We start from the raw sequence: 15,346 nt of genomic DNA, 5'->3' as shown, positions 1-15,346 counted from the left end.
CCGCGATTGGACGGAAAGACCCCGTAGAGCTTTACTGTAGCTTAGCATTGAATTTCGGTATTGTCTGTACAGGATAGGTGGGAGACTGGGAAATCAGAGCGTTAGCTTTGGTGGAGTCGTTGTTGGGATACCACCCTGATAGTATTGAAGTTCTAACTGGATGCCATGAAACTGGTGACAGGACATTGTTAGGTGGGCAGTTTGACTGGGGCGGTCGCCTCCTAAAATGTAACGGAGGCGCCCAAAGGTTCCCTCAGAACGGTCGGAAATCGTTCGTAGAGTGCAAAGGCATAAGGGAGCCTGACTGCGAGACCTACAAGTCGAGCAGGGACGAAAGTCGGGCTTAGTGATCCGGTGGTACCTCGTGGGAGGGCCATCGCTCAACGGATAAAAGCTACCTCGGGGATAACAGGCTGATCTCCCCCAAGAGTTCACATCGACGGGGAGGTTTGGCACCTCGATGTCGGCTCGTCGCATCCTGGGGCTGAAGTAGGTCCCAAGGGTTGGGCTGTTCGCCCATTAAAGCGGCACGCGAGCTGGGTTCAGAACGTCGTGAGACAGTTCGGTCCCTATCCGTCGCGGGCGTAGGAAATTTGAGAGGAGCTGTCCTTAGTACGAGAGGACCGGGATGGACTGACCTATGGTGTACCAGTTGTTTCGCCAGAAGCATAGCTGGGTAGCTAAGTCGGGAATGGATAAACGCTGAAAGCATCTAAGTGTGAAGCCAACCTCAAGATGAGATTTCCCATAGCGTAAGCTAGTAAGACCCCTTGAAGACTACAAGGTTGATAGGTCAGAGGTGTAAGTATGGTAACATATTTAGCTGACTGATACTAATAGGTCGAGGGCTTGACCAATTATTTAATCAAGTTGTAAAATATACATTAATTCTATATGCAATTTTGAAAGAACAATTCTTTCAGAGGAAAACAAATTCTAACGAATTTGCATAAGTTCGTTTAACTAAATCATAGATTTAGAGACTCACTTAATCTCGTGACGATGGCATAGAGGTAACACTCCTTCCCATTCCGAACAGGACAGTTAAGGTCTATAGCGCCGATGGTACTGCACGGGTGACTGTGTGGCAGAGTAGGACGTTGCGAGGTATTCTTGTAGAATACAAGATTTTTTAGTTAAGGAATATTAGCTAATGGATCTTTAGCTCAGTTGGTTAGAGCAACCGGCTCATAACCGGTAGGTCTAGGGTTCGAGTCCCTGAAGGTCCACCATGGGGGTTTAGCTCAGTTGGGAGAGCACCTGCCTTGCACGCAGGGGGTCAAGGGTTCAACTCCCTTAATCTCCACCATTAGAAAAAACTATGAATTATAATTCATAGTTTTTTTTGTTATTTAAGGAATTATGCTTAAATATTATAATTTCTTAAAAAGACATGATTAAATCTATTTTTGAGTTATATTTTAAATAAAGTGATTCTTAGCTTTTGATGAATTAAAATTTATAGTAATTGAAAAAATAGTAGAACTAACTCATAAAATGAATTAAAAATACTAACTATTAAAGTGTACAATATAGAAATTATGATATATAATTTAAATGTAAAATATATGTAAAAATGTAATTTTAATATCTGGCTTATAGTTAGGAATATGAAGAAAAAAATTATATTATGAGAGGTAGGATTATGGTACAAACTGTTGTCTGCAAAAAAGATGGATGTAGTGGGAATGAATTTCATATAGTGACAGAAGATAATCAGTTAAAATTAACATGTAAGGATTGTGGCAATACTTATTATTATGATGTAAGTTATTATGAATTTGTGATGCTATCAAGCTGTAAAAAATGTAATAATGATACATTTAAAATATTTAATAATTTAGAAAAGCAAGGAATATATGCAAAATGCACTAAATGTGGATATCCTCCAGAAAAAGTATTTATTGATGATGAGGGTATACAAGTGACATATGAGGCAAAACTAATGCAAGATATCAAACAGCTTATGTACAAAATTGACCAAAGAATTTGTAATTTAGAAATGAAAGTTGATGGATTAGAAAAAGGTCAAGAATTATTAGAAGAATCACTTGCATATATAAATAGATATATGTCAGAATAAAGAGAAGCTAATTTGGAGTTATACTCACATGGAGTACTATAGATAGGGATTTGAAGTTCTTAACTCTAATTTAAAGAGATGAAGATATCAAATGAAATACCTATAGATATTCAAAGTTAAAATTAATTAATAGAATGAGGAAGAATATGAAAAACAGAAGAGAAATAATTTATTGGGTTTTATTGATTATTTGGATTATTGGAATATTTATTATGTCAAATCAACCAGCTAACATATCAGATTCTCAAAGTGGTGGCATAATAGATATACTTTCTAAAATTGGGATAGATATGAACAATATTTTTGGCCAACTTGCTAATTTTATTGTTAGAAAATGTGCGCATTTTTTTGAATATATGATTTTAGCATTACTTGTTTTAAATGTGTTAAAGTTATATTTTGATATGAAGCAAGTTATAATTATAACAATAGTATTCGTATTTCTTTATGCTTGCACTGATGAGATACATCAATTGTTTGTCCCGGGAAGATCAGGAGCAATTCGAGATGTTATAATTGATACTTGCGGAGGGGCTACCACAGTATTAATTAACTTATTTGTTACCCACAAAAAACATCAGATTGTTAAAAAAGAAATTTGATAAAATTTTGATTAAAAAGCTAATGGGATAAATAGATTGATTAGCATATATACAAAAGAGCAGATGTAGAAATACATCTGCTTTTATTCAAAACACGATTATTATCCCATGCAATTCTTCCAATAAGAATTGTAATAAAAGGCAGTGAAAAATACTTGAAGTTTTGAATCTAAAAATGATAAGGGTATTAATTTTATATTTAAAGAATTTAATATTATTCTGAGGTAAAGAATATATATGATACTATAGACCATAAGTAAATATTGAATTTTAAATATAGTTTATCCAAATGTTTTGCAGATACAAGCAATAATAATAATTAGATGTGGATTTTCAGCTTCAAAATAATAAATATAAATTTAAATAAGAACAGATAGAATGATAATGTTTTTTATAAATACCACAATAAAACTCGAAATTAGTTAAAAGGTGTAAGAATAAAAATATATTTTATATAAATTATCAGAAAATTATGAAAATAAGGAGGATTTCATAAATATAAATAGAATTATAAATAAGACAGAGTATTATAAGGTGAAAGGCAGGTGAAAGCCAGCTTCTAAGGTGACTTAAGGGTTTGGCAGGGCTAATGAAAGATTATAGTATTAAAAATTTAAGAAATGTAGGATTAATGGGACATAATGGAACAGGAAAAACATCACTCGCAGAAAGTATTTTATATTATTCAAAGATAACTGATCGATTAGGGAAGATTGAAGATGGGACTACTGTTTTAGATTTTGATACTGAAGAGAAGAAGAGACAATTTTCTATTGCTCTTTCAGTAGCTCCAATTGAATTAGATCATGTTAAAATAAACCTTATAGATATTCCAGGCTATGCTGATTTTCAAGGTGAATGTATTGAAGGTATGCGAGCTGTAGACGTTGGAATGATAGTTGTTAGTGGAGTTTCAGGAATAAAGGCTGGAACTGAAAGAGCATGGGAATATTGTAATAAGATTAAATTGCCTAGGACAATTTTTATAAATAAATTAGATAGAGAAAATGCAAGCTTTGATAAGGTATTAGCATCTCTTAAAGAAAAGTTTGGAATAAGTGTGGTTCCAATTCAATATCCAATAGGAGAGGAAGATAATTTTAAGGGAGTAATAAATATAATATCTAAGCAAGCTAGAATATATGATGTTACAACGAAGAAGATAGAAATATTAGATATACCTGAGGAATTAATGGGTGAAGTTGAGAAATGTAAGAAAATGATTATGGAGGCTGTAGCAGAAACAGATGAAGCTTTACTTGATAAGTATTTTAACGAAGGCGAATTAAGTGATGAAGAGATATATAAAGGATTAATAAGTGGATGTGCTAGTGGCGATATTGCACCTGTTATGTGTGGAAGTGCAACTAAAGTTATAGGAATGGATTCTTTAATTGATGATATAGTGGAATGTTTTCCTTCACCAGAATATGCAATTGCTCAAAAAGCTTTAGATGTTGTAAAAAATGAAGAGGTTTTCATAAATCTTGATCAAGAGAAACCATTTTCAGCATTAGTATTTAAAACTATCGCAGATCCATTTGTAGGTAAAATATCATTTTTTAGAGTTATAACTGGAGAGGCAAAGGATGATATGACAGTATTAAATGTTAATAAAGAAAAGAGCGAAAAATTATCTCATATTTGTTTTATTAGAGGTAAGACACAAATACCAACTAAAAAGATTATTGCAGGGGATATAGGTGCGATTTCTAAATTACAATATACAAGTACTGGAGATACGTTAGCGAGTCCAGATTTTAAAATAATGTATGATAAGATGAATTTTCCAAAGGCAGTTTGCTCTATGGCTGTAATACCACAAGCTAAGGGAGATGAAGAAAAGATATCTCAAGCTTTAAATAAATTAAAAGAAGAAGATCCTGTTTTTGTAATATCTAGAGATATAGAAAATGCAGAAATTATTATTTCAGGACTTGGAGAAACTCATATTAATATAATTTCAAGTAAGATAAAGGGTAAGTTTGGAGTGGATGTAGTATTAAGTCTACCAAAGGTTCCTTACAAAGAAACAATAAAGGGTTTTGCTGATGTGCAAGGAAAACACAAAAAACAATCTGGTGGACATGGACAATATGGAGATGTTGTTATTAAGTTTGAAGCAAGAAGTGATGGAGTAGAGGATTTAGAGTTTATAGATAATGTTGTTGGTGGTGCTGTTCCAAGAAACTTCATTCCAGCAGTAGAAAAAGGATTGAGAGATTGCATATCACATGGGGTTTTAGCTGGATGTCCAGTTATAGGGCTTAGAGCAATACTTCATGATGGATCATATCATGCTGTGGATTCATCTGAAATGGCATTTAAGATGGCGGCATCGATAGCCTACAAGAAAGGCCTTGAGCAAGCTAATCCTATTTTGCTAGAACCTATTATGAAAGTAGAAATTTTACTGCCTAATGAATATATGGGAGATGTAATAGCAGATATAAATAAAAAGAGAGGCAGAATAATTGGGATGGAATCAGAAGGGGAGAAACAAAAAGTTACATCTGAAGTTCCACTTGCAGAGGTTAGAAAGTATGCTACTGAATTACGCTCATTAACTCAAGGAAGGGGAACCTTCACAAAGGAAATTGTAAGATATGAAGAAGTTCCAGAAGCAGAATTATCAAAAGCTATAGAAAGCATAAAAGAGGTAAGAAAATAGAATTTTTATAGAAACAAAGATCAATTTAATGAGCTTGTTTAACTATTAATTAGTTTAATTTAATTAGATAATGAGGGTAAATATGTAAAAGGTATTTGTTATAAAAGGATTGAAAAGTTAGATTACTTTTTAAAGCTTTTATACAGATGCCTTTTATTAAATTCAAGTGAATTTTTAATCATTAAAATAGCATAAAATCACTTATAAGTAGAAATACTATTTTTGTAAGAGTATTGAATTTTAAACACTATATTTAGTAAGGAGGAAGATTAATGTCAGATTATAGTATGGACATTAGTGGGAGTATAGAATTAAGTGATTATAGCAATATATTTGATTATTTAAATATAATAGACAAGGATGATAATTTTGTAATAAGGATTAATAAAGATAATAAAGGTGATATAGATGTAATTAATTCAATGCTTAGAGACAATAAATTTATTATTAATTATACCCAATATGATGATTTTGGCAACTATTATATAAGTGCAAATAAGGCACATGAAAATAATATTTAAAATACAGGTTTTATTAACACAACATAATATAGTATAATAACAATTAGAATAAATTGTTTTTAAATGGGAAATTAAATGAAATGAAGGAGAGTTAAATTATGCAAAAGTATGTTGTAGGGGTAGATTTAGGGGGCACTAAAATAAGTGCTGCATTATCTAATTTAAATGGAGAAGTAATAAGTCAAACAACAGTGCCAACAAATGCTAGTGAAGGAGAAATTCCTGTATTAAATAGAATTATTGAATCTGTAGAAAAAGTAATTAAAGATGGTTCAGCAACTTATGAAGAGATAAAGGGAATCGGTATTGGTTCACCAGGACCTTTAGATGCTGAAAAAGGAACTATAATTTATACACCAAATCTTCCTTTTAAAAACTTTAATTTAGTTGAGCCATTAAATAAAAAGTTTGGATTACCTGTATTTTTAGATAATGACGCAAACGTTGCAGCTATTGGTGAATATATGTTTGGAGCAGGAAAAGGCGCTAAACATGTAGTATTCTTTACTGTAAGCACTGGAGTAGGCGGAGGTGCTGTTCTTAATGGAAAGGTATATAGAGGACATACTTCAAATGCTTTAGAAATTGGACATATGACAGTAGCACCAGACGGCCCAAGATGTAACTGTGGAAATATTGGTTGTGTAGAAGCAACATCATCAGGAACTGCAATTGCTAAAAGAGGTCAAGAAGCATTAACTAGTAAAGTTGAAACGACTCTAAGAAAATATGAAACTGTTACTTCATATGAAGTATTTACAGAAGCAGCTGCAGGAGATCCAGTTTGCAAAGATATAATTGACAATGCATTAAATTACTTAGGAATAGCTGTTGCTAATGCAGTTTCTATCTTTGATCCAGAAATAATAATAATTGGTGGTGGAGTAGCTGCTGCTGGAGATATTGTTTTTGATACAGTAAGAAAAGTTGTTAATAAGAGATGCTTTAAGTCTATGGCTGAATCAGTTAAAATTGTTCCAGCAGGACTAGGTACAAATGCAGGCGTAGTAGGTGCTGTAGCTTTAGCATTACTTGAAACAGAAGATAAATAATATTTATCTAAGTAATCTATGGATATTTAAAACACGGTGTAGTAACTTTTTTTTAATAAATTTTCAATAGTATGAATAAGTAAGAGAGATTATACATACAATACAAGTATAGAAGCTCTCTTGCAATGAATTTTTTCCTCTCATACATATTACTTATTTCTTTTTAGGTAAATAATTATGTAAAAAACATTTTGTTTTTTTATGATTTAAGTGTTTGCTTAAAATAGATTGAGATGAAAAAATTTTTTATATAAGCTATCTCTAAATTTAATTTGGGGATAGCGTATTATAAAAAGAAAATATTTGTATATAAAACCTATTCAATATTTTATTGGATAGGTTTTACATATTTATACAGTTGAAATAATTGACAATTAAAAATTAATAATCTAATATTGTTAAAAGGACTAAAAATGGGTTTTGTATATAAATATAACGAGAAGAAGGTAATAAATATGAAAGCAGAAATTATAGCTATAGGGACAGAAATTTTACTAGGAGACATAGTTAATTCTAATGCTCAGTATTTGGCACAGGAATTAGCAACTTTAGGCATAGATATGTATTATCAACAAGTTGTAGGAGATAATGAAAAAAGAATTGTACATGCTCTTGATGAGGCTTATAGCAGAAGTGATCTTATAATAACAACAGGTGGCCTTGGACCTACAGAGGATGATATTACAAAAGAAGTTGCAGCAAAATATTTTAATAAAGAATTACTGCCAGATGAAGAATCAATTGAAAAGCTGAAGGGTTATTTCAAATTCAGAGGAAGAAAAATGACTGAAAATAATTTAAAGCAAGGGTTAATTCCGGAGGGAGCTATTATTATAAATAATAATAATGGTACAGCACCAGGTGTAATTATAGAAGAAAATAATAAAATAATGATTATTTTACCAGGACCACCAAAGGAAATGAAACCGATGTTTGAAGAAACAGTTAAGCCATATCTTCAAAAGAAGTCTGATTCAGTATTGGTATCAAAAATGATAAAAATATTAGGCATTGGAGAGAGTGCTGCTGCAGATGAAGTTAAGGACTTGATGGAAGCTCAAACTAATCCTACTATTGCACCTTATGCAAAAGAAGTTGGTGTAAATCTTCGTATAACAGCAAAGGCTGAAAATGAAGAAGAGGCTTTAAAATTAATAGCACCTATAGAAGAAGAAATTAAGGGAAGATTAGGAGATAATGTCTATGCAACGGAAGACATTGCAATAGAAGATGTTGTAGCCAAGCTTTTAATTGAAAAGAAGTTAACTGTATCTACGGCTGAATCATGTACAGGGGGAATGATAGCAAGTACCCTTATTAATTACCCGGGAATATCTGAAGTGCTTTTAGAAGGTGCTGTTACATATTCTAATGAGGCTAAACATAATAGATTAGGTGTTAAGAATGAAACATTAGATAGATATGGAGCTGTAAGTGAAGAAACAGCAAGGGAAATGGCAATTGGTATTGCAAAGACAGCTGGAACAGATGTAAGTATTGTGACAACAGGAATTGCAGGACCAGATGGTGGAACAGAAGAAAAACCAGTGGGATTAGTTTATGTAGGAGTATATGTACAAGGGGAAGTAACAGTTAAGAAATGCATATTTAATGGAAATAGAAGCAGAGTTAGACTTCAAGCTACAATAACTGGATTAGATATGCTTAGAAGGATTCTTATTAAGAAATAGGGATCAATTCGCAAATATGAAAGATTATAAACATTCTATTAAAATACCATTGAGAATAAATATAAAACGAAAGTGCCGTAATTATTTCAAATCATTGAACATAATTACGGCACTTAACTATTGTATATAAATAAAAATGGGGGAGAGGCGATTAAATAATGAAGTTAAACACTTCATTATTAGTTATTGCCAAATTGAATTTATTTATACAGAAATTTAATTAAAGTTTCTGTTTTTTTAATAAAACTACAACTTTGAATAAATCACCATCTAATTTTATTTCAAATATCCCACCTTGAAGTTCTACTAAATTTTTAGCAATTGATAATCCGAGTCCTGAGCCTTCTGTTGTCCTTGAAGCATCTCCTCTTTTGAATCTTTCTAAGATTTCTTCTTCAGTAAAATTTAATGAATACTCTGAGATGTTTTTAAATGTTATAGATATAAATTCATCTTTTTCTTCAACATCTATATAGACTCTGGTACCTTTTAATGAATATTTAAGAATATTAGAAATTAGATTCTGAAATATTCTAAATGTCTTTTTCCCATCTGCATATATAGTTAATTTTTGTTCTGGTATGCTTTTTATAAAATCTAAATTAGAATTACTTATTCTATCTTCAAACTCTCCTAAAGTTTGCCTAAGAAGTGCTACAGGGTCTAAATTCTCCATATGCATTTCTAAATTGCCTGAAGCTGCCTTTGAGGCTTCAAATAAATCTTCAATTAAGATTTTTAATCTTGATGATCTCTCATTTAGGATAGCTAAATACTCTTTTTTCTTTTCTTCTGAAACATTTTCCTTATCTAAAAGGTCCACATAATTAATTATAGAAGTTAAAGGAGTTTTTAAATCATGGGATACATTAGTTATAAGTTCACCCTTCATTCTTTCACTTTTCACAGCTTTACCTATAGCTTTGTCTAAACCATCTTCTATATTCATTATATTATCTGCTAATTCCTTAAGAAGAGATGAATTTTTAATTTTTATTTCGTTTTTATAAGTTCCCTTTATAATATTATCTGTAGTTATCTTTATTTTATTAATGTCAGTGAAAAAGGTAAAAATATATTTAATTATAAATACCGTACCTAAAATACTTATAATTAGTGAACCAATAAACACAATAACAGGAATTCTATAGTACCATTGATGCATCCATAAATAGAATAAGAAAGCATCATGAGTTGATATTATCCACATCGACCAAACTATTGAGGCTAAATATAAAACAAATATAATTAAAATAAATCCTATTTTCCTAGTCATTGGTTCATTAGAAAAAATGATCTTGAATTTATTATAGGTTATGCAGAACATAGATTTTTCATAAATATATTGCTTTGTCTCAGGTTTATTTTTATTTAAATAAAATTGATATATATCACACATTATTAAATATCCTATTATACTAGTTGTTATGAAGAGGCTAAACATCTGTATACAAAAACTACTTGATGTATGCAAATTATGAGTTTGTCCTATTATATATGAAATGCGGTTTTCTATAAGATCGTGTCCCCAATGAGTAATTATATTGTTTAAACCTAATAACGTATTCAGGATTAGTACAGCAACTAAAACCTTGATTTCAATAAGCAATTTATTATAGAATTTTAATATATTAGTATTCTCCAATTTTATATCTTTTTGTTTTTTTAATTTAAATATAAAAATACATAGCATAATTATATCTAATACTAATAATGTTGATGCTCCATATCCAATAACATTAGATATTTTATCTTTTTGAGTTATAGTATAAAGTTCATCTCCTTCTTCTAATGAACTTGGTAATCTAATGATTACGTTACTTAGTCTAACATCTGAATCTTTAAATGTGTAATAAGTAGGAATTAATTTATCAAGTTTATAGTCCATACTATGTGTACTAATTGTTTGTTTAGGAGAATTATTAGATATATCTATAAACATTATATAATCTTTAGAATGTTTTTCTGATTCATCAATAATAGAATTTATAGATCCGTCACTAATATTACTAACTACTTGTCCGTCTTTAAACTCAATGTAAAATTCAAGATTTATTGGATTATTTACAATTTTAAGATAAGCTATGTCTTCATTAATATTGTCTATAGCTTGTTTTCTATACTCGTCATAACTTTGATAAAAATTTGCACTGGCGTTATCATATCCATTTTTTAAGTCTTTTAATTTATCAGCGGAGTTATCAGGTTCTTTTGAATAGTCTTCATAAGACTTTTGAGTAACCTGTAGTGCACTTTTATATTCAAGTTGAAGACGATCTATTTTTTTTGAGATAACATCATCTCTTATATCCCCTTTTTCATCATTAAAAAAAGCGCTTTTTACAATGTTTGGAACATATTGATCATAAAGTTCTGATTTTTCATCAGATATGTTTCCGTTATTAATTAATCCTTCTGAAAATGTTGACAAACCTAAAAGAATAGGCAAAATGGCAATACACAATGATATTATTATAAAATATTTATTAACAGTCTTTTTATTGTTTTTCAAATTTGTATCCAATTCCCCATACCACCTTTAAATATTTTGGTTCTTTAGAATTTATTTCTATTTTTTCTCTTATGCGCCTTATATGGACAGTAACTGTATCGACATTATTAAAAGCTGGTTCATTCCATACTCTCTCATAGATTTCTTCAATAGAAAATACTCTATTAGGGTTGTCCATAAGAAGTGTTAAAATTTTAAATTCTAATGGGGTTAATTTTACATTTACTCCTTCTGCAGATACTTCTTTACTTTCTTTGTTGAGTTCTATTCCACCTATAATAATTACATTATTATTTTCTATAAGAGGAGAAAATCTTGTATATCTTCGAATTTGAGAATTAACTCTAGCAATTAGTTCTAATGGATTAAATGGTTTAGTTATATAATCATCTGCACCAAAATTTAAAGCTAATATTTTATCAGTATCCTCTGATTTTGCAGAGAGCATTATTATTGGAATTTGTTTTTCTTCTCTTATTTTTATAGTGGCCCTTGTACCATTCATATTAGGCATCATTATATCCATTAGAATAAGATGTATGTCTTCAGTTTGTAGTACATTTAAAGCTTGTAGTCCATCATAAGCCTTAAAAATATTGTATTTTTCATTAGTTAAATATACTTCTATTGCATCTGTTATTGCTTTGTCATCATCAACAACTAAAATATTATAATTTTTCATGTTTTCCTCCAAAGTTCTTTGAAATTTAATCTTATTTTACCATATGGTGTAACTTAATAGAAATTAATAAATCCTATATATTTATACTAAGGCAATAATATTACAAAAGTATAAGCTAAATTCTTAAGAAAATCGAAAGAATTCATTTATTAATAGTTAAGTAATTACTATTACTTAAATTCAAAAAAATGTAAGTTTATATTTGGAGATTTAATTATTGTATGTGTTATAATATTAATTGAATATAATGCTAAAGGAGGGTGATTTAAATGATTAATAGAGAAACATTGTTAAAGAAGATAGAAAGTTTACCACCTTATCTTTTGGAAGAACTAGATGATTATATAGATTTTATACAATTTAAAAAAGTAAACAATAATAATTTTAAAATTGATAATATAACTTTAGCAAGTGAAAAAAGTTTAAGTAAAGACTGGCTTAAGCCAGAGGAGGATGAAGCTTGGAAAAATTTATAAAAATTCAAGAAGTGACTGATAAAATAATTAGTATTTTTACCGAAGGCTAAGGGATGGTAAAAGAAATAACAAGTCAGTATGCTAGTCTATTTTGGGTCATACTTCGTCCCTAAGGCTAAAGCTTGGAGAATAATCAAGTATAGATTTAAGTATAATAAAGATCACTCAATTCTTATAAGGATTGAGTGATCTTTATTATGCTCAAATTATCGTTCACTATTTTATTTCATTAACTGTATTGACTCGCTTAAGACTTTACCAATAGAATCATTAATAACTAAATCAGCTTTGGAATCAGCAGAAGTAGAGCTTTTATTTATAAGTACAAGATTTTTACCTCTAAAATATTCTATAAGTCCGGCAGCAGGATAAACTACAAGTGAAGTTCCCCCAATAATAAGAGTATCAGCTTTAGAAATTGCATCTACTGCACCTCTAATTACTTTATCATCTAAACCTTCCTCATAAAGTACTACATCTGGCTTAACAGCGCTACCACATTTAGTACAGGTAGGAGCACCCTTAGCTTCTAAAACAAATTTTGCATCATAAAATTCATGACATTTAGTACAGTAATTTCTATGAACAGATCCATGAAGCTCAAAAACATTTTTACTTCCTGCCATTTGATGAAGTCCATCTATATTTTGAGTTACTATAGCTTTTAGTTTTCCCATTTCTTCAAGTTTAGCTAATGCTAAATGGGCGCCATTTGGTTTAGCTTCTGGATAAATAAGTTTTGACTTATAAAAATTAAAAAATTCTTCTGGGTATCTAATATAAAATGAATGCGATACTAATTGTTCAGGAGTAAATGTAACATTGAGGTTTTCATTAAATAATCCGGTTGAACTTCTGAAATCTGGAATATTAGATTCAGTTGATACTCCGGCTCCACCAAAGAAAACTATGTTGTTACTTTCCTTTAAAATTTTTGATAATTTTTCAATACTCATAAAATACCTCCAACTATAATTCTAGATAAAAGAATATATTATTCTTAATTTATTATACATTTAAAGAAGAAAGCAAATCAAACTTAATATATTTTTATAGTCCCAAAGGGCATGATACCATACATAATCCACAAGAATGTTTTCTATGATGTGTTTTTAAATAAAGGCTTCTTTTATGATTACATAATTTATAATTAATTAATTCCTCACGTTTTGCGCCTATATTCCATTGGTAATCAGTTAATGCATTATGAGGACAAGCCTTGATACATATATTGCACGCTGGTGGGCATCCACTCTGTATAATAGGACTTCCTATTGGCAATTCATAATTAACTAATATTGCCGATAAACGTACTCTTGGTCCATACTTTTCTGTAATTAAAACATCATTTTTACCTATCCATCCCAAACCTGCATTTACACTTGCAAATTTAAATGAAAATGGCGCAATGAGTGTTTCTTCACTTGATTGTGCAACAGGTGGTATGTAATATTGAATTTTGTGTTTTTTTAATAGGGTAGTAATTTCTTCTAATAACGAATTAATACAATCACGCGCTTCGCATATTAAACTTTCAAATTTCTCTTCTTTATAATTATTTATACTCAATAATTCTGTATGAGGAATAGCAAAAACTAATGCACATTTATATTCTGATTTATATTCACTAAAACTTATATTAGAAATACCAAATAGAATATCAGAATTTTTCTTGAAAATCTCTAAAATACAACTGTATAAGTCAATCATATGTAGTGCTCCTTTTATATAAAATGTTTTTCTTCACTTCGCTTTTAAATATTGTTGAGACACAATTTAAGAAAATTGTGATTGACACTTTTTAATGAGTTCATCAAAATTTATCTAAGGCTCACTTATTTGTATCTCTTTAATAACAGGTTCTGATACTGAAACAATATCAATTATATGATTAAGGCAGACAATCCCATAATGTTTAAATGTACCGGGATAATCTTCTGACGCAAACGTTCCAACCTTTATGAAATCTAAATACCTTGATTTTCTGTAAATTCTAAATGCCTTACCCTCAAATTCCTCATAATGATCCATGGATGTAAAACTCTCATTTAAAATCGAATATCCAATGTATGATTCAAAATCAATTTGTATTAAGGGAATTGTATAATCATAATCAATTGAATGCACATTTTTAATAACTTTGTCACCAATATTTATTGATTCAGAAATAACATTTGTTTTACTCTTAATAAAAGTTAGCCTAAGAAAATTTTCTTGTGGCTCTTCTAAATTATTTAAATATATATTTTCTAAATTCATTAAATCTGAGTAGTTCAAAATAGCACTTCCCTCGTCATAATTTACCATTGTTCATTAGATTATAATTTTATCTAGCACTTATTATAACATAATTTACAAAATATCTCACCGGATATACAGATACTATACACTTAGTGTATTTAAGACATTTATTAAGCACTTTTTATGTGATAGTACGTAGGTATATGTATTAATAAAACTAATTAATAGGATGTAATGATAACAAGAAATATAATCCTAAATCTCTTGATTTTCGTATGAAAATTGTCACGATATTTAGTATAATTATGTCCAAATGAAAGAAAATAAAAAAACTTTTAGAAAAGGTGTTGACAGAATCCCCATATCTCGATATAATACTACTTGTATCTGGTGATGACGGCGTAGAGGTAACACTCCTTCCCATTCCGAACAGGACAGTTAAGGTCTACAGCGCTGATGGTACTGCACGGGTGACTGTGTGGAAGAGTAAGACGTTGCCAGGTAAGATGGCTCGATAGCTCAGTCGGTAGAGCAGAGGACTGAAAATCCTCGTGTCACTGGTTCGATTCCAGTTCGAGCCACCATATAAGCACTAACTTATGTTAGTGTTTTTTTCATTTTATAGAAAATTATAATAAAGTCAAATCTATGGACAATGTGTCATTTGGGGTGCATCGCGACCCTTGAAATTATAACTCTGAAAAGTAGCAGAAATACATAATCTGCGAAGTAGATTTAAATATGATAAATAATGAAAAAAGATTGTAAAAGAAAGGGCATGCAAGCAATGGCGTGCCCTAATTGTATTGCAGATT

General features: G+C 30.1%; 12 protein-coding genes, 3 tRNA genes and 3 rRNA genes (1 of these 18 running past the window's edge). 13 read left to right on the top strand and 5 right to left on the bottom strand.

Annotated features, from left to right (window positions below; genetic code table 11):
• The 10 genes from psyc5s11_RS26235 to psyc5s11_RS26190 all read left to right on the top strand — a co-directional run.
• A 23S ribosomal RNA gene (locus psyc5s11_RS26235) occupies window positions 1-857 on the top strand (it extends 2,055 nt beyond the left edge of the window).
• Window positions 858-992: 135 nt separating this feature from the next.
• Window positions 993-1,109, top strand: a 5S ribosomal RNA gene (gene rrf / locus psyc5s11_RS26230).
• A 46-nt stretch (window positions 1,110-1,155) separates the two neighbouring features.
• Window positions 1,156-1,232 (top strand) — tRNA-Ile (locus psyc5s11_RS26225).
• 1 nt (window position 1,233) lies between these two features.
• Window positions 1,234-1,309, top strand: a tRNA-Ala gene (locus tag psyc5s11_RS26220).
• A 336-nt stretch (window positions 1,310-1,645) separates the two neighbouring features.
• A complete protein-coding gene (locus psyc5s11_RS26215) occupies window positions 1,646-2,083 on the top strand; it encodes a hypothetical protein (protein ID WP_224035389.1) in 438 nt (145 codons plus the stop codon).
• Window positions 2,084-2,229: 146 nt separating this feature from the next.
• On the top strand, window positions 2,230-2,685 hold the full coding sequence (locus psyc5s11_RS26210) for a VanZ family protein (RefSeq protein WP_224035388.1): 456 nt from the start codon (window positions 2,230-2,232) through the stop codon (window positions 2,683-2,685).
• Window positions 2,686-3,274: 589 nt separating this feature from the next.
• Window positions 3,275-5,356: an elongation factor G gene (fusA, locus tag psyc5s11_RS26205; RefSeq protein WP_224035387.1), complete on the top strand. Its 2,082-nt coding sequence runs from the start codon at window positions 3,275-3,277 to the stop codon at window positions 5,354-5,356.
• A 272-nt stretch (window positions 5,357-5,628) separates the two neighbouring features.
• On the top strand, window positions 5,629-5,877 hold the full coding sequence (locus tag psyc5s11_RS26200) for a hypothetical protein (RefSeq protein WP_224035386.1): 249 nt from the start codon (window positions 5,629-5,631) through the stop codon (window positions 5,875-5,877).
• Window positions 5,878-5,975: 98 nt separating this feature from the next.
• Window positions 5,976-6,929, top strand: a complete 954-nt coding sequence (locus psyc5s11_RS26195) for an ROK family protein (protein WP_224035385.1) — start codon at window positions 5,976-5,978, stop codon at window positions 6,927-6,929.
• Window positions 6,930-7,384: 455 nt separating this feature from the next.
• Window positions 7,385-8,620 (top strand): competence/damage-inducible protein A, encoded by a 1,236-nt coding sequence (locus tag psyc5s11_RS26190; protein ID WP_224035384.1) that lies wholly within the window; start codon window positions 7,385-7,387, stop codon window positions 8,618-8,620.
• A gap of 220 nt (window positions 8,621-8,840) precedes the next feature.
• Here the strand turns inward: psyc5s11_RS26190 and psyc5s11_RS26185 are convergent, their stop codons facing one another.
• Window positions 8,841-11,144: a histidine kinase dimerization/phospho-acceptor domain-containing protein gene (locus tag psyc5s11_RS26185; RefSeq protein WP_224035383.1), complete on the bottom strand. Its 2,304-nt coding sequence runs from the start codon at window positions 11,142-11,144 to the stop codon at window positions 8,841-8,843.
• Window positions 11,119-11,814: a response regulator transcription factor gene (locus psyc5s11_RS26180; protein WP_224035382.1), complete on the bottom strand. Its 696-nt coding sequence runs from the start codon at window positions 11,812-11,814 to the stop codon at window positions 11,119-11,121. The genes psyc5s11_RS26185 and psyc5s11_RS26180 overlap by 26 nt, the downstream gene beginning before the upstream one ends.
• Before the next feature lie 269 nt (window positions 11,815-12,083).
• Between psyc5s11_RS26180 and psyc5s11_RS26175 the strand changes: the two genes are divergently transcribed.
• A complete protein-coding gene (locus psyc5s11_RS26175) occupies window positions 12,084-12,290 on the top strand; it encodes a DUF2281 domain-containing protein (RefSeq protein ID WP_224035381.1) in 207 nt (68 codons plus the stop codon).
• 221 nt (window positions 12,291-12,511) lie between these two features.
• Here the strand turns inward: psyc5s11_RS26175 and psyc5s11_RS26170 are convergent, their stop codons facing one another.
• The 3 genes from psyc5s11_RS26170 to psyc5s11_RS26160 all read right to left on the bottom strand — a co-directional run bounded on the left by psyc5s11_RS26170 (window position 12,512) and on the right by psyc5s11_RS26160 (window position 14,597).
• The gene (locus psyc5s11_RS26170) at window positions 12,512-13,246 is read right to left on the bottom strand and encodes an NAD-dependent protein deacylase (RefSeq protein ID WP_224035380.1); all 735 of its coding nucleotides are present in this window, start codon (window positions 13,244-13,246) and stop codon (window positions 12,512-12,514) included.
• A 94-nt stretch (window positions 13,247-13,340) separates the two neighbouring features.
• Window positions 13,341-14,000 (bottom strand): 4Fe-4S double cluster binding domain-containing protein, encoded by a 660-nt coding sequence (locus psyc5s11_RS26165; RefSeq protein WP_224035379.1) that lies wholly within the window; start codon window positions 13,998-14,000, stop codon window positions 13,341-13,343.
• Window positions 14,001-14,114: 114 nt separating this feature from the next.
• On the bottom strand, window positions 14,115-14,597 hold the full coding sequence (locus psyc5s11_RS26160) for a hypothetical protein (RefSeq protein ID WP_224035378.1): 483 nt from the start codon (window positions 14,595-14,597) through the stop codon (window positions 14,115-14,117).
• Window positions 14,598-14,917: 320 nt separating this feature from the next.
• Between psyc5s11_RS26160 and rrf (psyc5s11_RS26155) the strand changes: the two genes are divergently transcribed.
• Window positions 14,918-15,034 (top strand): 5S ribosomal RNA (gene rrf / locus psyc5s11_RS26155).
• A 5-nt stretch (window positions 15,035-15,039) separates the two neighbouring features.
• Window positions 15,040-15,115 (top strand) — tRNA-Phe (locus psyc5s11_RS26150).
• Window positions 15,116-15,346: the final 231 nt, after the last annotated feature.

Origin of the sequence: Clostridium gelidum (assembly GCF_019977655.1) — a bacterium.
GTDB classification, from domain to species: domain Bacteria; phylum Bacillota; class Clostridia; order Clostridiales; family Clostridiaceae; genus Clostridium; species Clostridium gelidum.
The sequence above is the reverse complement of the archived record's forward strand: the minus strand, read 5'-3'. Positions and strand labels throughout refer to the sequence as shown.